This is a genomic window from Paludibacter sp. 221 (genome assembly GCF_010501035.1).
Taxonomy (GTDB): domain Bacteria; phylum Bacteroidota; class Bacteroidia; order Bacteroidales; family Paludibacteraceae; genus QVMH01.
In genome coordinates this window covers 1-23,556 of sequence record NZ_QVMH01000045.1, presented here as the reverse complement: position 1 = coordinate 23,556, position 23,556 = coordinate 1, and the positions used below count along the sequence as shown (strand labels likewise).

The window sequence follows — 23,556 nt, the reverse complement described above, 5'->3', positions numbered from 1 at the left end:
CGAAAATGAAAAAGAAACTATTGTTATTCACTTTCGTGGGGTTCGCCAGCATGTTATTTGCGCAAAATCCTAATACTCCTATGATGGGATGGAGTTCGTGGAATACTTTCCGTATAGACATTAATGAAAGTTTGATAAAAGAAACGGCTGATGCAATGGTGAGTAAAGGCCTGAAAGATGCAGGATATACTTTTATTAATGTGGATGATGGCTTTTTTGGAGGACGTGGCACTGACGGCAAGCTGATAGTACATCCTACTCGTTTTCCTGATGGTATGAGGGTAGTGTCCGACTATATTCATGACAAGGGATTGATGGCAGGTATATATTCCGAAGCAGGTAAAAATACATGTGGCTCTCAGTATGATAGCGACATAAATGGTATTGATGCAGGTTTTTACGGATATGAGGAGCAGGATGCTAAAATGTATTTTGATGACTGGAATTATGACTTCATTAAAGTAGACTATTGTGGTGCTTCGGTTCAAGGATTGGATGAAAAAACACAATATACCAAAATATGGAATGCAATTAAAAATACGGATAAGGTGAAAAACGGAGGAAGCGTTCGCTGGAATATATGCCGCTGGATGTTTCCGGGCACATGGGCGCTGGATGTAGCCGGTTCGTGGCGTATTTCGCATGATATTTTGAATGATTTTGATACTGACCGTGGTGTACGTGGTGTTTTGGAACACAATTTATACCTTTCGGCTTATGCCGCTCCGGGGCATTTCAACGATATGGACATGATGCAGATAGGCCGTAATACGATGACTGTAGAGGAAGAAAAAAGCCACTTCGGACTTTGGTGTATCATGAAATCTCCGTTGTTGATAGGTTGCGATTTGCGTACAATTCCGCAAAGGACATTGGATGTTATTACAAATCCGGAAGTAATTGCATTGAACCAGGATGCTTTAGGCTTGCAGGCGCAGGTGGTGAAACGGAACGGAAAACGCATTGTTCTGGCTAAGCAGATAGAACAAGATCAAGGTAAGATTCGCGCGGTTGCTCTTTTTAATGGAGAAAGCACGGCGGCTACAATGCGTATTACATTTAAAGATGTTCAGCTTGGAGGTAAAGTGAAGGTAAGAGACCTTTGGGCAAAGCAAGATATAGGCGAGTACGAAAATTATTATGAAGTGAATGTTCCTGCTCATGGTACTGCTATGCTTAGGTTGGAAGGGGCTACTACTATCGAGCAGATTAAATACGAAGGTGAAGACGCTTTTATGAACCTGTTTAAAGCAGATGATTTACAGAAGCCGAATGATGCCCGTTTTGAAAAATTAGCAGGAGCTTCGGGTGGTTACGTGATGACCAAACTTGGCAACTCTGCCGATAACTGGGCTGAATTTCGTAGAGTATACAGCAAAGATGGAGGCGCGTATAAATTAAAAGTATATTATTATTCCAACACAAACCGTTCTCTTACGGTTACTGTGAATGGAACGGAATATAAATTGAATGATTTAAATTCGGGCAGTGCGCGCGGAGTTGTTTATCAGGATATTGAGTTGAATGCAGGTTATAACGTAATCCGTTTGGGAAATCCTACAGGCTGGGCTCCCGATATTGACAAAATACATGTACTGGACCCGAATGTGGCAGAGGAAGATGAAGAGTACGAACCTGATACGGAGATTATAAATAATTATAGATTTCCGATGATTAGTTCGGAAGACAATTCGAATGAAATATGGTATTATATTCAGTTTAAAAATCCATCGGCAGGCCCTCGCGGGGTTTTGGTTGACAAAGGAGATAATGAGAATATAGAAACAGAGGCCAAAATGTTTTATAAAGACGAACAGCTTTGGAAAATAACCGGAACTGCTGATAATTACACTATTGTGAACAAGAATGGCAGGAAACTTAATTTTGCCAATCAACGTTTTCAGGCAAGCTCTACCAATTCGGTAAAGCTGAAAATACTTGCGACTCAGAATAGCGAACATTCTCCGGGTTGGGAAGTGCAGCGCGAAGGAAGTGACCTGAGTATTAATCAGGATGGAGGCGCGGGCTTAGGTAAGGAAATTGCTGAATTCAGAGCAGGTGACCAAGGTAATGTGTTGCTGTTTATAGCAAGTGCGGCCGAAGTGAATCTTATGCCGGAAATAAGCACCAATGATAATGAAGTGTGGTATTACATTAAGTTCAAGAAAGGTGAAAATGTATTGCAGGATATGGGAGCTGGTCAGGATTTGCGGGTTCAGGAAGCTAAAGAAGGGAAAGACGAGCAGCTCTGGAAAGTTACAGGAACAAAAGATAATTATGTGATAACAAACAAAAGCGGCAGGGTAATAACCTATTCGGAAAGTTTCTATAAAGCCACTAAAGGGGCTGGAGAACAATTATTTAAACTTGTTTTCACAGCCAATCAGGACTGGGCTCCGGCATGGGAACTGCAACGAAACGGTGTGACTGATAAGTGTCTGAACCAGTATCAAAGTTCAAATGCAGGGCAACCTCTTAGCGAGTGGAATCTGGGCGATGGCAATAATATGCTGAATTTCTTTTTGCCAAGTGAGATGGGGTTTAATGACCCGATTGAGGGTTTCCCGGTAATAAGTACTGATAGCAATGAGAAATGGTATTATATTCAGTTTAAAAACGGTAACGGGGTGCTGCAGGATATGGGCGACAATGCTGACCTGATGACAAAAAGTATTGCAACTGCTGGCTCGCAATACTGGAAGGTAGTGGAAGTGTCGAATACAGAGCCGTTTATTTATCAGATAGTGAATAAAAGCGGGCGGAGGATATCGCATGCGGCTTCGTCCGAAACTGCTGATGGTTTTTTTCAAACAACGGCTACTGCAAGCAAAGCAGTGAATATCAATATAGTGAAATCGACTAATACAAAGTATTCTCCGGCTTTGGAGTTGCATCGCGAGGGCTCCAACCGACACATGAACCAGTATAAAACTGCGGGTGTAAATGGGAAGATTAGTGAATGGAATAAAAACGATGATGGTAATCCATTGGTTTTTGTACCAATAGACGATGCTCAGATTATACGGGCCGAAATGCCGGAAATCAGTTCGGAAGACCAATCGCGTGAAATCTGGTATTATATCAGGTTTATAGATTCACAAGCAAACACAAAGGCAATGTTGGAGGATATGGGTGATGATACTCCTGTTATGACGAAAGATTCGGTGCCTGGTAAAAGTGAACAGCTTTGGAAAGTTACAGAACTGGCCACTCCTAATGGCGATTACAAATATCAGATTATAGCCAAATCGGGCAGAAAAATAGCTTGGGATAATACGGCTTCGCGCTATAAAGTAAGTTCAACATCTACTGTTAATCTAAAGTTTAATGAATTGGCACCTCATTGGGGTATTGAGCGCGAAGGCGGGGTTGCCGGTCACGGTATGACTCAGATGGGAGTAGGGCCTGATCAGGAAATTAAGGATGATTATTATTCGGCCATAGGCAATGGTAAACTCGTATTTGTGAAACAGGACTTGGGCACTTCGGTTCGCAACCCGTTTGCGGAAAACGGAGCTACTTTGATAGTGAAAGATAAGATGTTGATTGTTAGGGGTGTGAATGTGAAAAGTGTGAGCGTATATACAATTACCGGACAAATGATTGATACGAAACTGTCTGATTTTAATTTCTCGCTTCAAGCTGTAGGGTGTTACCTTGTCAGCATTAGATACAATGATAATAGTGTTGAAACAAAGAAGATAGTTGCGAATTAAAGTACATGCAGAATGTTGTTCCTGAATGTAATGAGTGTTAAAATCCGGATGCTTTTACTGTGGCTTGGTTTTTGCTTGAACTGTTTTTCTGTGTTTAGAAATACTCTGTTTTTAATGTTTTGAAAATTAAGGCATTATTTTTTTTTAAAGTACTGAAAACGTAGTATTGTCGTTGTTAAAACAAGTTGTTACAGTAGTAAAAATGTAGTTGTATTTTTTTATTAATGAAACAACCTTCATACATTTGTTCTGAATTTATAGAAATTTATTGAAAAATTTCAAAATGTGTCGCAATTCTTCATTTTGTGAATATTGAAATACAGTGAATTTATAAACTTAATTTATACTAATACCCAAAAAAATGAAAAAAGGATTTTTGATTTTTGTTATGGCAACTGCCGCCTTTCTGCTGAGGGGGCAACTACCGGAAGTTAGTACCGATTCCAAACCGATTTGGTACTATATTCAAGTTGTAGGAGATGGAAGCGACCGTGCAAATCGTGTATGGACAGTAGAAGGAACAGATGTTTATGGACGTCCGATGGAAACTCAGACGAATGTAGACAAGCAGTTGTTTCGTTTTGAGATGAGTGGTAATAATTTTGTTATTATCAACAAGTCGACAGAAAAAATAGTAGATGTGATAAAAGATTCGGATGCCCGTTTGACGGTTAGCAGTGGTGGTACCTCTTTTATTATAGCTCAAATCCCAAATACTAATTATTATAATCTGGAAACAACCAGAATTCCTACAGGTGGTTCGAGTGGAGAAAAATGGGCTCACCAAGGAAACTCAGGTTATTCTTACCATATTATATTAACAGGTACTAGCTATTATCGTGGCGAAAACTCGAAGTACTCTTTTGTGGCTTATGATGAAGTGAACTTGACATATAGCGACTCAAGTACAGAAGCATGGTATTGTATTACCAGTGCTAATCCTGCTTACCAAAACAAGTGCGTGACAGACGTGACGGCTTCTACTGCTTCTTTGGCAAATTATACTATTACAGATATAGATGCAAGTAATTCGGCACAACAGTGGAAACTTGTGAAGAGAACTGATGATAAGGTTGATTTTGTAAATAAGGCTACTGGAAATATAATGAGTACAACTTCAACGGCAGGCGAATTTTACAATTATACCCAATTTACTAAAAACGATAGCGAAACTAATGGCTGGACTTTGGCTTACAACAATGGTGCTCAGTATGTGATTTCGGGTGTAGAGGAAGATGGCAATACCCGTTACTGGCGAATGACTTTGGATAATCAGGTGCCGGACAAATACGATACGGGAAATATATTGTATTCTGATTTTGCATGGAGAATAAAGAAAGCGAATGGATCCGGAACAGATCTGAAACAAGTTGAATCGGATGGAGAATTTACAGTATATACCGAAAATCGTAGAATTGTAGTTGAAGGTACTGAGGATTATACCGTCAGAACCATTCAGGGGTTGCAGGTAAATAAAACTGAGGAACTTCCTGTAGGCATATATCTGGTCTCGATAGGGAAGAAAACAATCAAAGTCTTAGTTAAATAATAAATTAGCGTATCTATCATGAAAAAAATAAATATACTTATATCATTCGTTGCAATATTATTTGCAACAATGCCGGTTTTGGGGCAAAACTATGTTTTGTCGACAGTTGCCGCAAAAGAAGCTACATACTTAAATGTAGATAAGGTTGATCAGGATCAGTATTTTCTACAGGCGGGTGGCGATAAAATTGTAACCGTAGAGTCGAATTTGAATTACTCAGTTAAGTCAAATGCCAATTGGTGTAAAGTTGCAATTATAACTCAGAATTTAGAAAAGGTATTAAAAATAACTGCAGAGCAAAATACTGGTGATCCGCTTCGTACGGCAGTGGTTGAGTTGAAGGCTAAAGACGGTTTTTCGGTGCAGATAAATGTAACACAATTGGGAAAAACTCCTAACATATTGGTAAGTGAGAAAAGCATTAATATTGCTCATTACAATTTGAATTTCTCAATTGGGATATCAAGCAATGTGGATTTTACATTTGAACTTCCGGCTTGGATTAAAACTTCGGTAGCACCTGCTTTGGGATTCAAAGAATATACATTTTCGGCTGACCCTATTGAGTTGTCTGAAAGTGAAAGAAAAGGCAATATTGTTATTAAACCGGCGGGTGCTGTAATTGCGAATGTCATAATTCCGGTTACTTTAACTCACGAAGGCTACTTGTCCTTTGCTGTTATTTCTGACGTGCATTTTGGAAATTCAAAAGGAGAAGGGCCTATGAAAAAAGTACCTCAAGCATTAAAAAATCTTACTTCTCAAAAACCACTGGACGCTATTTTTGTAGTGGGAGACTTAACTGAAAGTGGGGACCCTGCGCAATACACTCAATTTGTACAAGTGTTTGGTGATGATGATAATTTTATTAAGCCCGTAACCCGTAAAGTGTATATGTTGGGAAATCATGATAACTATAAGAGTAGAGACAACTATATAAACGGGCTGAAACCTTTGAATGATGGTAAGGCTTATCCGCTCGATCAGTATATGGTTATCAAAGGGTATCCTTTCATCACAATCAGTCAGCGCACTGGTGATAATACAGATGCTACCACTGAAGCAAACGGTCCGAAATCGTATCCGAAAGAAGTGCAGGATACATTGAGCTCGTGGATGGCCAGAGCTGCTGCCGAATGTCCTGGGAAACCAATATTTGTTTTCACTCACGTTCCGCTTAAGTATACTTGTTACAGTTCGTGGCCGGGCGAGGGTGATGGAACTTCTTGGCCTACATGGAGTATGAAAGTGCTGAATCCTATTGTAAATCAATACCCACAAGCAGTAGTTTTTGGTGGACACAGTCACTTCCCTATTGGCGATCCTCGTTCTATTCACCAAGGAGTTAACCCTGAATCGGATAAAAAGAACTTTTTTACCGGAATCAACACCGGAAGTACTACTTACAGCGAAATTCATAAGCCGTCTGTAGATGCCGGTATTCACCCTGAGAAATATGATTATGTAACAGAGGGGATGATTTTGACAGCACAGCCTAATGGCGATATTAAAATTCAGAGATATGATACATATCGCAATAAGGAAATGCATCCTGAAAAACCTTGGGTTTTGAAAGCTCCTCATGATGGTTCTATGTTTGAGTACGCTGATATACGCGATAAAGACGATAACGTGAATAACTTTACTTTGCGTGATGGACTGCCGGCTCCGGTTTTTGCTCAAAATGCGGTTGTTACTATTAGCGACGTTTCTATGAGTTCTGTAAAGGTTACTTTCCCACAGGCTACTGATAATGAAAATGTTTTCCGTTATACTATTAATATCAAAAATACAACTGGCAGCGTGGTAAAAACTTTCAGTAAGTTTTCACAGTTTTATTTAACTGTTGATATGCCTAAAACGCTCTCGGTTGATATGACCGGTTTAAAATCTAATACTACCTATACTGCTGAGATTATAGCTTATGATTCTTACGAAAATGCTTCTACGGCTTTGGTAAGTGCGCCTTTTAAAACACAGGAAGACAACGACCCTGCTAACCAGCCACCGGCTCGTAATGGCTCATGGTTGTTTAATGATGCCACTGATTTATTAAAAGCTACAGTAGGTCAAGCACTAACCCCTGCAACTGAAACTGCAAGTGGTGGTGTTACAGAAAAGAGCACTGCGGCCAAAGCTGATCTCGTATCTATAGAGGGTCCAAGTGCGGCGAATAAAGCGATCACTGTTCCTAAATTGAGCTTGTTGAAATTGAATCATGGCATAAGCAGTCAGGTCAGTACTTATACTATAATGTATGATGTGCGAATAAGTGATAATACTAAATATCATTGCTTGCTGCAAACGGCTCTTGACAATAAGGGTGATGGTGATTTCTTTATCAACAAAAGTGCTCAGCTTGGATTGTCTGTGTCGGAATGGGGTTATGGAGGCAAGATAGAAAAAGATACTTGGTACCGTATTGTTTTAGTGCTGAAAGATGGAGTTCCGACTTCTTATATCAATGGCTCGTTGGTGAAAGTAGGAACAGGGGTAAACGACAGGTGGAAACTTGCTGCAAATGCTACTTTGTTGTTTGCTGATGATAATGGAGAAGATGACACTATTGATGTAGCCGAAATAGCATTCTGGAATGTTGCTTTGACCGCTAGCCAGATTATTAATCTTGGTGATATAGAATAAACTTGATGAGATAATTTATTTTATATTCCACATTATAAATTACTGCCACTTGGTTTCAGGTGGCAGTAATTGTGTGTATAGGAGATATAAATGACTACAGCTTATTAGATAGAATTATCTTTAGTTTCCGTTGAAAAAAAAACACTTTAAGTTTTAGAGGTTGTTTAAATTTTTCACAAAGAAACAGTTATAGTTTTACATATGTCTTTTTCGCAATAAATTATGTCCTTTTTTGTGAAATTTCACCTCTCATTTTACTCATTTAGCCNCCCTAAAAAATCACCAAAATTTATCTTGCGAGTAAAATTTAAACAACCTCTTAGTTACAATTCTTTTGTTTTCTTATGTCTATTTGCTTGTGATAGAGTGTCTTATTTTTTAGTCGAAAAAGAGAAGAAAATACATTGGTTATATCTAACTAAAAAAAGCATAATTTCTTTAAACGGAAATTAAGCTTTTTGTATCCTACCCATGTTGTTAGTACTAAATAAATAGGTGTAAAGTATTAGATTTCAGGTATTAGGTGTCGTAAATAGGTGTATATTAAATATTTATGAATAATAAAGATTACAGGTTGGGTAACACTGGCGGTGAAAGCGATAAAGATTTTTATCCGTTGGATAATTTTTTTGCGCAAATAGATGTTCAGTTTAAAGCATCGGGCATTTCGTGTGAGCTAAAAAAGGAAATATTGGCTGATGTGGACCGGAAAATAAAAACGGCAGATAAAAGGAAAGTTTCTTTTCGTCGTGCTTTTCTGTCGATATCTGGTGTTGCAGCAGTGTTTTTTATTGCTGTTTTCTTTTGGGTTGGTAACGTGAATTATAAAGAACAACTGTTGTCTACGTTAGATTCTGCGAATTTGGATGGATTAAATGATATTAGTATTGTTTGGGGTGATGCAAAGAAAGTGGTATCAGGTAATGTTTCGGTTACAAGCGTAGATGGGGGTGATATAATGGTAGGCGGTGAGCGAATCACCGGAATTAATGCCGATTATATTACAGTAGTCGTGCCTCGTGGCAAACGGGCTACTGTAGTGTTGAGTGATGGTACGGTTGCGTGGATAAACTCCGGTTCAAAACTGACTTATCCAAAAGAATTTGGCAAACGAACAAGAAGTGTTTCGCTTGACGGCGAGATGTATATTGAAGTGGCACGAGACGAAAAACGTCCGTTTCATGTATATACAGACGATATGAATATAAACGTGCTTGGCACTAAATTCAACCTGAGTGCTTACCGTGAAGAAAATGTCAGTTCGGTAATTTTATTAGAAGGTTCCGTTGAAGTAGAGAAAGCAGATTTGAGCGATAAATTAGTTCCGGGTCAAGGCTTTTTCGATGAGTCGGGGCTGGTGTATATAAAACAAGTTGACACATATCCATATGTGTGTTGGAAAGATGGAAAAATGAAGTTGGTTGATGAGCCTTTCGATGCTTTGTTGAGAAAGCTGTCCCGATATTATGGTGTTGAGATTAATGCCGATTTAAGCTTGAACACTTTACGTTTTGAGGGCAATTTGAATTTGAAAGATTCGATTGAAGATGTACTTAATATCTTATCTTTGTCTAAAGGATTTGGGTTTGAAAAAAATGGAAATGTATTTGAAATTAAGAAATAAAAACAATAATACTGAATGTAAATTAATGCCTATGAAAACATGAAAGAGTAAAAGAAAATGTTATTCAAATAACATAGAAAACTCTATTTAATGAAAGCTTTTTAATTAAATTATGATCTTGAATTAAAAACCAAATGTATGACGAAAAACTCTAAAATTAATCATGAAAAATATAAAAAAAGTTTTTTCATGAAAGTTGTTAAATTAAATGTCTTATTTGTAGTATTAAGTCTATTTTGTAATGTGTCGGCTGCAAAAACCTTTTCTCAATCAGCCAGCGTTACTTTGAAATCGACTAATACAAGTATCAAAGAACTTTTTTCGGAAATAGAAGAACAAACAAATTATTCTATTTTTTATGAGAGAGGAATTGTAGATAACAAAAATGTCTCAATTGACGCTGAAGATCTTAGCGTTGAAGCATTATTAGACCAAGTGCTTCCTGCAATAGGTTTGAAATACCACGTTAATGGAAATCAAATAGTTGTAGTTGAAGATACAAAATCGAGCGCGCCTGCAAGTTCTACTCAGGCTTCAGAGGCATATACTCTTAGGGGTACGATAGTAGATAATGCCGGAGAATCTTTAATTGGTGCAAATGTCATGATTAAAGGTACTACAGAAGGTGTTATTACTGATTTTGATGGTAAATTTTCTATCAGGGTATCTCGCGGTCTTACTTTAAGTATAAAGTATTTAGGATATAAAGACGAAGAAGTGTTGATTACAAATCAGCAAGATATCCGTGTGGTAATGTACGAAGATGCTACTCAGTTGCAAGACGTAGTTGTAGTAGGTTACGGTACTCAAAAGAAAGAATCGGTTGTAGGTTCGGTACAAACAGTACGTCCTACCGAATTACAAGTTCCACAATCACGATTGTCAAATAGCTTTGCAGGGCGTTTGGCTGGTGTTGTAGCTGTTCAGAAATCAGGACAGCCCGGTGCTAATGATACTGATTTTTGGATTCGTGGTATTTCTACTTTTAGTGGGGTAACTTCCCCTTTAATTATTCTTGATGGTGTCGAAATTTCAAGTTCAGATTTGAATAACCTTGACACAGAGGTGATTGAAAGTTTTTCTATTTTGAAAGATGCTACAGCAACTGCGCTATATGGTACCCGTGGTGCTAATGGTGTTATGATTGTAACAACTAAAACTGGTGCAGATTTGGATAAGCCGGTTATAAACATGAGAGCTGAGATGGGGATAACTACGCCTACAAACAGACCTAAAACTGTTGATGGTGCTACTTATATGAAAATGTATAATGAAGCTATAATGGGTCGTAATCCGGATGTTAACAAGTTATATAGTGAAAATAAAATAACCGGTACTCAAAATGGATGGGATCCATTATTGTATCCTAATGTAGATTGGTATGAAGAAATGTTTAAGAATTTTGCAATGCAAGAAAAATTTGTATTCAATATTCGGGGAGGAAGTAAAAAGCTGGATTATTTCATGAATGTTTCTATCAATCACGAATCGGGAATGATAAAAGGTCGGAGTCAAGAGTTTTATTCTTTTGATAATAACATTAATTTAATGCGTTATAATTTTCAGAATAATATTAAGATTAATGTATCTCCAACTACTATAGTTGCATTGCGTATTAATACACAATTGTATGATTATACAGGTCCAAGTACTAATGTAGAAAGTATATTTCAAAATGTAATGAATTCTAACCCTGTTGATTTTCCTATAGCTTACTCTAGAACAGATACTAGAAATAAGACAGAGATTCCGTATAATGGAGTGCTCTGGGGTGGAAAAGACGGAGGACGACAAGGGGGAGGAGGGTATCCTAACCCAATGGCTATAATGACAAGTGGTTATAAAAATCTGTTTGAAAGTACAGTTATAGCTAATCTGGATGTTGAACAAAAATTAGATTTTGTAACAAAGGGTCTTTCTTTCAAAGCTTTAGCTTCGTTTAAAAACTGGACTAGTAGTAGCAGTACAAGATCTACGGCTTATAATCAATACGTGATTTCAGATTATGCTTTTGATGATCAATCGAAATTATTAACGGAATATAATTTGATGTTACAAGGTAATGATAAGAATCCGAGATTGGGTCAAAGTGGTTCTACTACAGGAGACAGACGTATTTATTTGCAAGCTATGCTTGATTATAATAGAACATTTGCAGATGTTCACAATGTTTCTGCTATGGCTTTATACAGTCAGGATGAATATAATACCAATCTTCCTAGCACTTTGTTCAACTCTTTGCCTAAAAGGAAGCAAGGTATTGCCGGACGTCTTACTTATAGTTATGATTATAAGTATTTGGCTGAAGTTAATTTTGGTTACAACGGTAGCGAAAACTTTGCCGAAGGCGAACGTTGGGGATTTTTTCCATCTTTTGCATTAGGTTATAACATTAGTCAAGAAAAATTTTGGGAGCCAATAAAGCATGTAGTGTCGAATTTGAAATTAAGAGGTTCATGGGGGCTTGTAGGTAATGACCAAATAGGTGGAACCAGATTTGTTTATTTGTCAGAAATCAATATTGATGGCAGTTCTAAGACAAACTATACAACAGGACGAGATTTGGGTGAAAGTATGACAGGGCCGGAATATAAAAGGTATGAAAATGCTAAATTGACATGGGAAATCGGAGAAAAAATAAATGCCGGTATCGACTTGCAATTGTTTAATAGCATAAACATAATGTTTGATGTATTTAAAGAAAACAGACGTGATATCTTTTTAAAACGGGGGACGATCCCTAATTATATGGGAACAGCCGATATTATTGTTTATGGAAATTTAGGAAAGGTAGAAAACAAAGGGTTTGATTTGTCATTAGATTATAATAAAAGTATTACAAAAGATTTTTTCTTTTCTTTTAAAGGAACATTTACTTATGCTGCAAATAAAATTGTAGATCGCGATGAACCTCCTTATGAAGGCTATCCAAATAAATCGCAAGTAGGTCATTCTATTAATCAGAAGCAGATGTATCTACATGAGAGATTGTTTATAGATGACGAAGATGTGTTAAATAGCCCGGATCAAACTCCTATAGCAACTGGATTTGAAGCACAAGCGGGAGATATTAAATACAAGGATATCGTGAATGAACTTACAGGTGTTGGTGATAATAGAATTAATGATAATGATATGGTTTATTATGGCTATCCAATTGATGTACCTGAAGTTGTTTATGGTTTTGGACCTTCTATGACATGGAAAAGCTGGGATTTTTCTTTCTTTTTTCAGGGAACAGCTCGTGTCGGTTTAATGATGTCAGAATTCCATCCATTTGGAACTTCGGAAAACAAAAATGTACTTCAATTCATAGCTGATGATTACTGGAGTGAACAAAATCAAAATCCATTTGCTGCTTATCCTCGCCTTACTCAGGTTGATAATCCAAATAACAACCAATCTTCAACATATTGGTACAGAGATGCGTCTTTCTTGAAATTAAAGAACCTTGAGTTAGGGTATTCTTATAAAGGACTAAGAGTTTATTTGAGTGGTGCTAACTTATTGACATTTTCTCCATTTAAACATTGGGACCCGGAACAAGGAGGAGGTAGTGGTCTGAAATATCCGACCCAGAGATTGTTTAGCTTAGGTGTTCAATTAAATATAAAATAAGATATTATGAAAAAAATATTATATTATTTATTCACGTTTATTCTTTTGATGGCAATACAGTCATGTAATTTTTTAGATGTAGTGCCAGATGAAATTTCAAGTGAGGCAGATGCTTTTAAGAATAGAGTTGCTGTAGAAAGGTTCTTATATTCTTGCTATGCATATTTGCCAGATCCTCGAAGTGATGCTACAGGTATTGACCTTTTAACAGCAGATGAGGTTATTACCCCTTATGAACACGAGTCTTTTGCCAACTTTGCAAAAGGTACTTATGGGTCTTCATCAAGAGAATTATTGAGCGTTTCTGTTTGGAATACTGTTTTTCAAGGTATACGTCAATGTTACATATTAATCAGAAATGTTGATGAAGTTCCAGATTTAAGTCTTGAAGAAAAGGTAAGATATAAAGCAGAAGCACGATTTTTGATAGCTTATTATCATTCATTGTTGTTGAAAAATTATGGACCTACTATTTTAGTGAAAGGAGAAACTGATATTGATACAAATCCAAAGGATTTTTTAGCTCGTGAACATTATGATGACTGTGTGAAATGGATTATTCAAGAATTAGATGATGTAGAAGGATTAAATGTATTGCCGGAATCAGATGCAGTTACTACATCATATTATGGGCGTGCGACACTACCTATTGTGAAAGCAGTGAAAGCTCGTGTGTTGTTGTATGCAGCATCTCCTTTATTCAACGGAGCTTATTCGGAAGTGGAGGGTACTGATGATTTGAGAGATTATTATGACCAGAACTTCAGAAGTAAAGATGGTGAATTGCTTGTAAGCCTTGAGTATGATCCTCGCAAATGGACAGACGCTGCAAAAGCGTTCAAGGAAGCTATAGAGGTTGCTGAAGCTAATGGGAAATCATTGTTCATTTCGAGAAAAGACAACATGGATGAACAACCATGGCCGGATAATCCAGTTGAGCGAGATTTAAGAATGACTATAACAGACCAGTCTACAACAGAAATAATATTCCCTTCGACAAGAAGGGAAGGAGGTTATAGTTTACAAAACAAATCGGTACCTCGTATAGATGGCCCAAAAGACTCATATTGGAATGGGGTGTCGCCGACTCTATCTATGGTTGAAGCTTTTTATACTGAAAATGGTTTGCCTTTTGATGTGGATCCTGATTATCAGTATAAAGAAAATCCATATGCTCCGATACTTCAAACGGATTTTTCTCATGGAAGAGGTGAAACTTGTCGTTTTCATTTAAATCGAGAACCTCGATTTTATGCATGGGTAAACTATCATAATGGATATTATGAGATAAAGAGAGAGAATACCGGTGGACGTGTATTGTGTAATTTTAAATACTCTGGAAAGCAAGGACTTAAAGCATCTCCAGATAATAATTATTCTCCGGCTGGATATTTAAATAAAAAAGGTGTTCATCCTTTATATAACCAAAAGTTATCAGGAGGTTCAGGAGTAATACAATATGCATGGCCTATTATTCGTTTAGCCGATTTGTATTTGGGATATGCAGAAGCTTTAATAGAGGTAGGTGGCCAAGCAAATTTAGATGAAGCTATCGTTTATATTGATAAAGTGAGAACAAGAGCAGGTATACCGGGTGTAACAGAAGCATGGAGTAAAGTACCTGGAGTAGTATTAGATCAGGCTAAATTGAGAGAAATAGTTCGTCAGGAACGTAGGATTGAGTTATATCTTGAAAATCAGCGCTTTTGGGATGTTAGACGTTGGTTGTTAGGTACCAAATACTTAAAAACACTGCCAAGAGGATTAAGTGTTAACGAGGATGGAGATGAATTCTTTACTCCCCAAACAATAGGATCGGTGACTCGTAGTTTTGAGTATAAAAATTATTTAATGCCAATAATAATATCGGATATTCAGCGGAATCCGAATTTGAAACAGAATCCAGGTTATTAATCTGTAAATAGTGATATGTTATGAAAAATATAATAAAAATTATTAGCCTTATACTATTAGTTATAGTTGGAATAGCTTCTTGTAAGACAAAAGAAGATTTAGGAACACCTCCGGGACAAGTAACGGAGTTAGATGCATCAAAAGCTCCTGGTATTATTGTTTTGAAATGGAAAAACCCTACGGATGAATTTTTTTCATTTGTGAAGATAGAGTATACTATAAATGGGGTTGAAATGCTTAAAACGGTGTCACAATTTGTAGAGGCTGATGCAGAGGGTTTTGTTTCAGTTGAGATAGATGGTTTCCCAAACTCAGATGCATATGAATTTAAAGTATATGCATGTAATAATAATGGAGCTTCATCCGATCCTGTGATAAAGAGTTTTAATCCGGATAGCCCAATATTTGATGTTGTTGTAAACACTGTAGAAGTTGAAAATGCTATCAATGGAGCTTATATCACATGGACTAACCAGTATGAAAGAGAAGTAACCATTTTTGCACAATATTATAAAAAGGGTTCGGATCCTTCTACTGCAAAAGATATGCAGGTGATTTCTTCAGCTATTGAAGGAAAAATGTATGCAGAAGATATGGAACCCAAAGTAGAATATGTACTAAATGTTTATGTTCGTGATAGGTATTCAAATTCATCTCAGCCTAAAATATTTGACGTTTTACCGATGAAAGGTAAGTTGATAAAGTTGGATAGTTCAACTTGGACTTTCCCCGGTTATAAGGCAAATTCAAATAGTGCAACTATCGGGTATAGTTCGCAGGCAACTAATGAGGGTGGAACGAAAGATGGTAAGATAACTGCAATACTTGATGGTAAATCTGAATCATTTTGGCATACTAGCTATTCTAATCCGGATTTAGATTATCCACATTGGTTTATTATAGATTTAAAAGAACCTACATCTTTCACTCAATATTCGATTATGGGTAGAGAAGATGAAGGAAATAGAAAGAAAACCCAAAAGGGACAACGAATCTATGTTTGTACGGAAGAAAATGCAGATATTAGTGGTGCAGAGTCTACTTGGAAACCGGAAGATTGGTTGTGGAATAATATACAATACAATGATTTTAATAATGAAAGCGCAGACGAACAAAAATATCTGATATCAATAGAGAAGCCGATACGATTTATAAAGGTTTACTTTGGAGAAGAAGATGGAGCGAAAGGAGAAGGTAAGTATGCTGCTGTTGCCGAATTTGCATTGTATAATATGGTTCCTGATGAAGATTAGTTTCTTGAAATAAATAATTAATAATAGATTGGTATTGCTTTTTTTAGAGCAATACCAATTCTATTTGATAGAAGTGAATTGTTTCTTTTAATTTGGTACAGTATTTGATTGTGATATTTACGTGACAAATTATAGAATATAAATGAAAAATTTATAAAAAGAATGATGAAAACAAAAAATAAATTATTTAGTATTTTAAGTGTTTTTTTATGTTTATTGTTGTCTACCCTCGTTACTTCTTGTAAGCCTGAAATTGAAGAGCCTGGTGTTGAGGATTATATACAGTTGGATAAAAAAAGACTTTCTTTTGATGCAGGAAGAGCAACGGCAACAATACAAGTGACTTCTAATGCAGACAACATTACAACGGAAATAGCACCTGGTGATTGGTGTGAAGCAGAATATAAAGATGGTGTATTGACTGTTTCTGTTTTAGCAAATAATAATTCAATTCCACGAGTTGCAAATATCTTAATAAGAGGAGGAAAAGCAAAACAAAATATCTCAGTATCTCAAAACCCTCGCAATTTAAATACAGGCGTAATAGGAAAAGATTTTAAATTGGCAGTTAAAAGTGCTACTGCTACTTCGCAACAATCAGGAGAAGGAATTGAAAAATCTTTTGATGGTGATATGAGTACAATATATCATTCTACATATAGTACTAGCACGGTTTTTCCTGTGACTCTTACATATAATTTCGAGAATATTTCTGTAATGAACTATTTTATCTATCATCCAAGACAAGAAGGCTCAAATGGAAATTTCAAAGAAGTAGAAGTTTATTATGCTACAAAATCAAATCCTTCTTTGACCTTGTATAAGAAATATGATTTTCAGGGAAATTCTTCTCCATCGCGTGTAACTTTTGATACTCCGTTAGAAGAGCCTACTAAAATACAAATAAAAGTATTGTCGGGTTCATCTAACTTTGCAAGTTGTGCCGAAATGGAGTTTTATGAGTACAATCCTGAAAATGTAGGTTATGATGCTATATTTACAGACGGAACCTGCTCTGAACTGAAAGAAGGTGTTACGGCAGAAGATATTGATAATATATCAAACGAATTTTTCAAGCAACTGGCTACCGAACTGTACGAAGGATATTATGATACCGAATTTAGAACTCAGTTCTATTCTTCTTACCAGCATCCTGATGTTGATGCAAAAAAGAATAAGACAAGTACTTATGGACTGAGAGATAATATTACCGGGATGTATGCAAATAATGGGGATGAGATAGTTATTTTAGTTGGAGATACGCATGGTCAGAACATATCACTCTTTATTCAAAAACCAACATCTGGAATCGGTGGTACAAGTTATGCCCTGAATACAGGAATAAATAAAATAACAGCTGCTCACGAAGGCTTGATGTATATCATGTATTATACACAAACGGGCGAAGAGCCGGATATTAGAATAAATATTGTAACAGGTAATGTAAATGGTTATTTTGATAATCAAAAGCATACGAAAGAAGATTGGAGCAGAATTTTGAGTACTGCTACATTCAAGCATTTCGACATGAAAGGAAAGTATGCAACAATGACGTTCGAGACGAGTGCGTATCGCGAGCTTGTTCCTGATGGTTTGGCTTTGATAAATCAATATGACCAGTTGGTGTATGACGAACAAGAATTTATGGGCTTGGTAAAATACAAAAAGCAATATAAAAACCGTGCCCACTTTCAGGTTGTATATGGTGATGCATTTATGTATGCAAGTAGTTTTCATACCGGATACAATGCTTATACTCAGGAAACTGTTTTGGATGTTGATAAACTGACCGGTAATGGATATGATTATTCGGAAGCGGCATGGGGACCTGCTCACGAAATTGGGCATACGCACCAAACCCGTCCGGGATTGAAATGGCAAGGTTTGGCAGAGGTAACTAACAATATACACTCAGCTTATATCCAGACAAAATGGACCGGAAAGTGCAGGCTTCAGGAAGAAAACATGTCGGGTGATGGTTTTACCAATCGTTACGAAAAAGCTTTTGTGCAAATAATAGAAGCTAAGATAGCTCATAGCCAACATACAGATCCATTCTGTAAATTAGTTCCTTTCTGGCAATTAAAGTTGTATCTGATTGATATATTGGGAAAAACAGNAACAGAGTTTTATAAAGATCTTTATGAGATGGTAAGAACTACTCCTGATTTTAGCGATGCTACTAACCATGGTGCATATCAGATGCAGTTTGTTGAATTTGCATGTAAATCGGCTAATCTGGATTTGACTGAATTTTTTGAAGCTTGGGGCTTCTTTACTCCTGTTGATATAACAATAGATGATTATGGAAAGAGAAATTTTACTGTTACAGAAGCAATGATAGCAACTACCAAAGCAAATATTGCGGCTAAGGGGTACCCGAAACCTCCAAAGAATTTTACCCGTATAACAGATAATAATAAAAATACGGACTATAGATAAGCTAAAACGCTATTTTTACATACAAATAACAGGATGACGGAAGTTATCCTGTTATTTTTTAACCATTAATAATAAAAAGTAAAAGCAACCATGTGTAAAAAACTCGTAATACTGTCGTTAGTAATAATGGCAATGAATACGGCTTTTTCTCAGGAAAAAGTTTATAATAACATTTTCGCGGACAACTTATACAGTGAGTTGTCGCCTAAGATAAAATCGTCAAAACAAATAGCGAAAATCAACAACCCTTTGTTTCGTGATGCAGCATTACAGATGCTTGACAAAACTTATCCTGTTGAATACAGGGTGCAGGCTTACGATGCATATCCGAAATTGGAGACAACAGCGAAAAATCTGAAGCTAAGTGGATATAACCGCTATGAAAACCCTACCGGGGTGTTTTTCGACTCGGATTCGGAAGCCATCATCATGGTTGGCAACACAGCCGGAGAGTCATTGTCGTTGTGTGTCAACAATTTTGAGGCTAATACTAATGATTCGTACCCATTGAAAGAAGGTTATAATAGTTTCAAAATAAAAAATGCAGGGCTTGCTTATATCTCTTACTATACCGATAATTACAAAGAACTGGAACCTGTAAAAATCCATATCTTAGGAGGAAAGGTGAATGGCTACTTTGATAAAAGCAAGCATACGAATGATGATTGGAAACGCATTTTGGATAATACCGTATTTAATTATATCGATATAAAGGGGCATTATATAAACCTTTGCTACACGGTGGATGACTTGGCGAAATATTGTCAGAACGGTATTTACCTGATTAATTACTATGACAAAGTGGTAGAACTTGAATATGACTTAATGGGTTTGTTCAAGTACAATAAAGTACCGAAAAATCATATGTTTGCCCGTACAACCAAAGGAGGGCTTTTTGCCGATGGAATTGGTGCCGGCTTTGCAAAAGGATATATGAGGGAGTTGGCTAACCCTGATAAAATTTTTAATGGAACATGGGCTATAGCTCACGAGTTGGGACATGTAAACCAGATTCGTCCGGGATTGAAATGGGTTTCTACTACCGAAGTGACCAATAATGTTTATTCGGCTTATATCCAGCATTTTTACACTCCTCATAACCTGCGTTTGGAGCATGAACGGATTAACGACGGGGATGGTAATAATGTTGTCGGAGGACGTTTCAATGCTTACCTGAATTACGGAGTGGTAAAAGGGGAGCAATGGTTGTGCCAGCGGGGACCCGACCGGATGAAAGATTATCAGAATGGGGGCGACCATTTTGTGAAACTGTGTCCGCTTTGGCAGTTGATGCTTTACTACAGGGTGGCCAATGATACCCCGTGGCGTAAGCCCGATTGGTATGGCGATGTGGCTGAGATAGTGAGAAATACAAATGAAAAGAATTTGTCGAACGGACAACTTCAACTTAATTTCATGAAGAATGTATGCGACGCTGTAAAGGAGGATTTGACCGACTTTTTTGTAAAAGCAGGTATGCTGAAGCCCATAGATAAAGAACTGGACGATTATACACGTGGCTGGTTGAAGATTACACAAGAAGAATGTGATAATTTGATTGAATATGCGAAAAAATATCCAAAACCGGTAAGCCCTGTCATTAATTATTTAACAGGTAACAGCGTAGAGGCTTTTGAAAGACAATTGCCTGTGTTAGGAACTTATAATGAAGGTGTTGAATTTAACTCAGAAAAGCGATATTGCGTTATAGACCATAAGGTGTGGAAAAATGCAACTGTGTTTGAAACCTATGTGAATGATACTTTGGAAAAAGTGGCAATGGTAGGAACCGACTCGCCCGATTGTACGTCGACACTTGTGCGTTATCCGGAGGGAGCAACCCGTATCGAAGCTGTGGCTTGGGACGGCACCCGTACTCTGGTATATGGAGCAAGATAATATTGCCAAAATATAATGAAAAAGAGAAACATTACGCTTCTCTTTTTTATTTATAAAAATTCTGCGTAAAGTGCTCTTAATTTCAACAAAAAAGGCTAATTTTGTTTTCCAAATGCGATAAAGTATAATTTCTGATAAATATATATTATCAATAATAAAATAAAAATCGAATCATGAAAAAACTTATTTTACCATTAGTTGCAGCATGCTTGTTGTTGGTAGGCTGTTGCAAGGAGCAAGACCATGTTATCCGTACCAAGGTGCCTGTACGTCCTGCTGGTCAAACGGATGTGTTACAACTTCGTACAGACCCAATTCCTACTGTGAGAGTAGCTTTTATTGGACTGGGAATGCGTGGTCCCGGAGCAGTAAACCGTATGACGCATATTGACGGTGTGGAAATTGTAGCACTTTGCGACGTGGTAGAATCGAATGTGAAGAAAGTAAACAAAAAATTAATAGACAAAGGTTTGCCTGCAGCTCAGGAGTTTTATGGCGATACATCTGTATGGCGTCAGGTAACAAAATTGCCTAATGTGGATCTTGTTTACATTGCTACCGACTGGTTGCACCATGCTAAAATAGGTATTCAGGCTTTGAAAGATGACAAACACGTGGCTATTGAAGTGCCATCGGCTATGAATATGGAAGAGATATGGGAGCTAATCAACCTGTCGGAACAAAAACGTAAACATTGTTTGCCATTGGAAAACTGCTGTTACGACTTTTTTGAACTGACCACTTTAAATATGGTACAACAAGGTGTGTTGGGTGAAGTACTGCATGGCGAAGGTGCTTATATTCACGGACTTCAACCATATTGGAATTCGTATTGGAAAAATGATGCAGACAGTCTTGGTTGGAGAATGGATTATAATAAAAAACATCGTGGCGACTTATATCCTACACATGGTATAGGACCGGTTTGTCAAGCTATGAATATCCACAGAGGTGATAAAATGAACTTCTTAGTATCGGTGGATACGAAAGCAGTAGGCAACCCGGCTTTTATTAAAGAAAAAATGGGTAAGGAAGTAACCGATTTCCGTAACGGTGACCATACATCTACTCTGATTCGTACTGAAAAAGGAAAAACCATCTTGATAGAGCATGATGTAACTTCTCCTCGTCCTTATAGCCGTATGTATCAACTGACCGGAACTAAGGGTTTTGCCAATAAATATCCGGTACAAGGTTTTGCTCTTGATGCCGGTAGCATTGACCCTGCAATCGCGGCTAATCACGAAAACTTGAATGCACATAGTTTCGTTCCTAATGACGTACGTAAGGAACTGATGGAAAAATACAAACACCCTATTGTGAAAGATATCGAAGAAAAAGCGAAAACAGTAGGAGGACATGGTGGTATGGACTTCATCATGGATTATCGCCTTATCTATTGTTTGCAACGTGGTTTGCCTTTGGATATGGATGTGTACGACTTGGCCGAATGGTGTTGCTTGATTCCGTTGACAGAATTATCTTTGGATAATAACTCTGCTCCGGTCGAAATTCCGGACTTTACACGTGGTGCATGGGATAAGTTGGATAAAGTAACTTTTGCTCAATAACCAAAAGCGATATAATTAAAAAAATAAGACATTGAAAATTTCAATGTCTTATTTTTTTGCATCAATTCAAGATGAAATTTGGATTTCAATCTAAGAATTTAGGACTAAGTCCCGTACAAGATTGAGGCGAAAAATACGGAACTAAAGCAGGTCTTCGGATATGACAAGGCTTTGTCATATGGAAGCTCTTGTATACAACTACAAGGTGCTATGGTCATCTTTGCCGCAAATATCAAGAGAATCCTCTGACTAGTCAAACCGAATGAGTACATCCACTTCAACGTCGTCCGAAAAAATATCTCTTCCTTTCAGGTCGGATAATTCTATTATGAAATTAATATATACCTTTTTTACGTTCATCCTTTTTACGAGATTGTAAGCGGCAAGCATTGTGCCTCCGGTTGCCAGCAGGTCGTCGTGTATCAGTACTATATCGTCGGGCGACAACGCATCTTCATGTATTTGAATGGTGTCAATGCCGTATTCTTTCTCGTAACTCTCTTCTATTACTTCGGCAGGCAGTTTTCCGGGCTTACGGATAGGAACAAATCCTGCTCCTAACTCCAATGCCATAATCGGTCCCATGATGAATCCACGCGATTCGATTCCCACAACTTTTGTAATTCCTTTACCTATATATCGCTTTTTCAGTTCTTTTGATAACTCATGTAAGTTTTCAGGGGTTTTAAACAGCGTGGTGACATCTTTAAACTGTATTCCGGGTATGGGGAAATCGGGGATGTTACGTACCGATGCTTTTAGTGTTTCAATACTCATTTTTATTGTGCTTGTTTTTGTTTTTTGCAAAAGTATGCAAAATAATTTTATGGTACATGGCAAAAACCAAACTTCATCCGAATCTGACTTTATAAATGTGATGTTTGGTCTACATAATTCGGAGGTGTATGTGGGTTTTTAATTGTGTGGCCGCGTGATGTATGTGTCTTATTATCAGGTGATTGAGCTTGTGTTTTTTTGTTGCTTTAATGGGGTGAAGTGTTTTAGATAGAATGTTAAGATTGACTTTACTGAAACAGTCTGAAAGACAGTTACCGTTAAATATTTGCACTTTAACAGCATTGCCTTTACTTTTGTCCTCACATTCTTCGAATAAAAGTGAAGAATAAAAATTGATTTAGATAGCTACAAGTTATCAGCTACAAGCTATAAGCCTTGTCCTTTTATCTTTTTTAATACAATATGAATCTTTCTCTACAAATAACACCTCAAAAAAATGTTTTTGCAAACGTTAAAATGTTTGCAGTTATCTCTATTTTATTAGAGAGAGAGAGAGAGAGAGAGAGAGAGAGAGAGAGAGAGAGAGACT

General features: G+C 37.1%; 11 protein-coding genes. 10 read left to right on the top strand and 1 reads right to left on the bottom strand.

Features of this window, described 5'->3' with window-relative positions; all coding sequences use genetic code 11:
* Nucleotides 1-5: 5 nt before the first annotated feature.
* From D0T49_RS09960 to D0T49_RS09915, 10 genes are all read left to right on the top strand, one after another.
* Complete coding sequence (locus tag D0T49_RS09960) at nucleotides 6-3,716, top strand: alpha-galactosidase (RefSeq protein ID WP_163630945.1); 3,711 nt, start codon at nucleotides 6-8, stop codon at nucleotides 3,714-3,716.
* A gap of 361 nt (nucleotides 3,717-4,077) precedes the next feature.
* Nucleotides 4,078-5,265 (top strand): RICIN domain-containing protein, encoded by a 1,188-nt coding sequence (locus D0T49_RS09955; RefSeq protein WP_163630943.1) that lies wholly within the window; start codon nucleotides 4,078-4,080, stop codon nucleotides 5,263-5,265.
* 18 nt (nucleotides 5,266-5,283) lie between these two features.
* Complete coding sequence (locus D0T49_RS09950; RefSeq protein ID WP_163630940.1) at nucleotides 5,284-7,908, top strand: metallophosphoesterase; 2,625 nt, start codon at nucleotides 5,284-5,286, stop codon at nucleotides 7,906-7,908.
* Between the two features lie 553 nt (nucleotides 7,909-8,461).
* Nucleotides 8,462-9,532, top strand: a complete 1,071-nt coding sequence (locus D0T49_RS09945; RefSeq protein ID WP_163630938.1) for a FecR family protein — start codon at nucleotides 8,462-8,464, stop codon at nucleotides 9,530-9,532.
* Nucleotides 9,533-9,670: 138 nt separating this feature from the next.
* Complete coding sequence (locus D0T49_RS09940) at nucleotides 9,671-13,150, top strand: SusC/RagA family TonB-linked outer membrane protein (protein ID WP_163630936.1); 3,480 nt, start codon at nucleotides 9,671-9,673, stop codon at nucleotides 13,148-13,150.
* 6 nt (nucleotides 13,151-13,156) lie between these two features.
* Entirely contained in the window at nucleotides 13,157-15,064 is a 1,908-nt protein-coding gene (locus D0T49_RS09935; protein ID WP_163630934.1) for a RagB/SusD family nutrient uptake outer membrane protein, read from the top strand.
* Nucleotides 15,065-15,084: 20 nt separating this feature from the next.
* On the top strand, nucleotides 15,085-16,317 hold the full coding sequence (locus tag D0T49_RS09930) for a DUF4959 domain-containing protein (RefSeq protein WP_163630932.1): 1,233 nt from the start codon (nucleotides 15,085-15,087) through the stop codon (nucleotides 16,315-16,317).
* A gap of 162 nt (nucleotides 16,318-16,479) precedes the next feature.
* Nucleotides 16,480-18,759: a M60 family metallopeptidase gene (locus D0T49_RS09925; RefSeq protein ID WP_163630930.1), complete on the top strand. Its 2,280-nt coding sequence runs from the start codon at nucleotides 16,480-16,482 to the stop codon at nucleotides 18,757-18,759.
* A gap of 90 nt (nucleotides 18,760-18,849) precedes the next feature.
* A complete protein-coding gene (locus D0T49_RS09920) occupies nucleotides 18,850-20,658 on the top strand; it encodes a M60 family metallopeptidase (RefSeq protein WP_163630928.1) in 1,809 nt (602 codons plus the stop codon).
* A 173-nt stretch (nucleotides 20,659-20,831) separates the two neighbouring features.
* The gene (locus D0T49_RS09915) at nucleotides 20,832-22,229 is read left to right on the top strand and encodes a Gfo/Idh/MocA family protein (protein WP_163630926.1); all 1,398 of its coding nucleotides are present in this window, start codon (nucleotides 20,832-20,834) and stop codon (nucleotides 22,227-22,229) included.
* Nucleotides 22,230-22,478: 249 nt separating this feature from the next.
* Here D0T49_RS09915 and D0T49_RS09910 read toward each other — a convergent pair whose 3' ends face one another.
* Nucleotides 22,479-23,012 carry an adenine phosphoribosyltransferase gene (locus D0T49_RS09910; RefSeq protein WP_370519663.1) on the bottom strand — a complete coding sequence of 178 codons (534 nt, stop codon included), beginning with the start codon at nucleotides 23,010-23,012 and terminating at the stop codon, nucleotides 22,479-22,481.
* Nucleotides 23,013-23,556 lie beyond the last annotated feature (544 nt).

Coding starts and splice junctions, on each gene's coding strand:
- D0T49_RS09960 (WP_163630945.1), top strand. CDS start 6: ATGAAAAAGAAACTATTGTTATTCACTTTCGTGGGGTTCGCCAGCATG.
- D0T49_RS09955 (WP_163630943.1), top strand. CDS start 4,078: ATGAAAAAAGGATTTTTGATTTTTGTTATGGCAACTGCCGCCTTTCTG.
- D0T49_RS09950 (WP_163630940.1), top strand. CDS start 5,284: ATGAAAAAAATAAATATACTTATATCATTCGTTGCAATATTATTTGCA.
- D0T49_RS09945 (WP_163630938.1), top strand. CDS start 8,462: ATGAATAATAAAGATTACAGGTTGGGTAACACTGGCGGTGAAAGCGAT.
- D0T49_RS09940 (WP_163630936.1), top strand. CDS start 9,671: ATGACGAAAAACTCTAAAATTAATCATGAAAAATATAAAAAAAGTTTT.
- D0T49_RS09935 (WP_163630934.1), top strand. CDS start 13,157: ATGAAAAAAATATTATATTATTTATTCACGTTTATTCTTTTGATGGCA.
- D0T49_RS09930 (WP_163630932.1), top strand. CDS start 15,085: ATGAAAAATATAATAAAAATTATTAGCCTTATACTATTAGTTATAGTT.
- D0T49_RS09920 (WP_163630928.1), top strand. CDS start 18,850: ATGTGTAAAAAACTCGTAATACTGTCGTTAGTAATAATGGCAATGAAT.
- D0T49_RS09915 (WP_163630926.1), top strand. CDS start 20,832: ATGAAAAAACTTATTTTACCATTAGTTGCAGCATGCTTGTTGTTGGTA.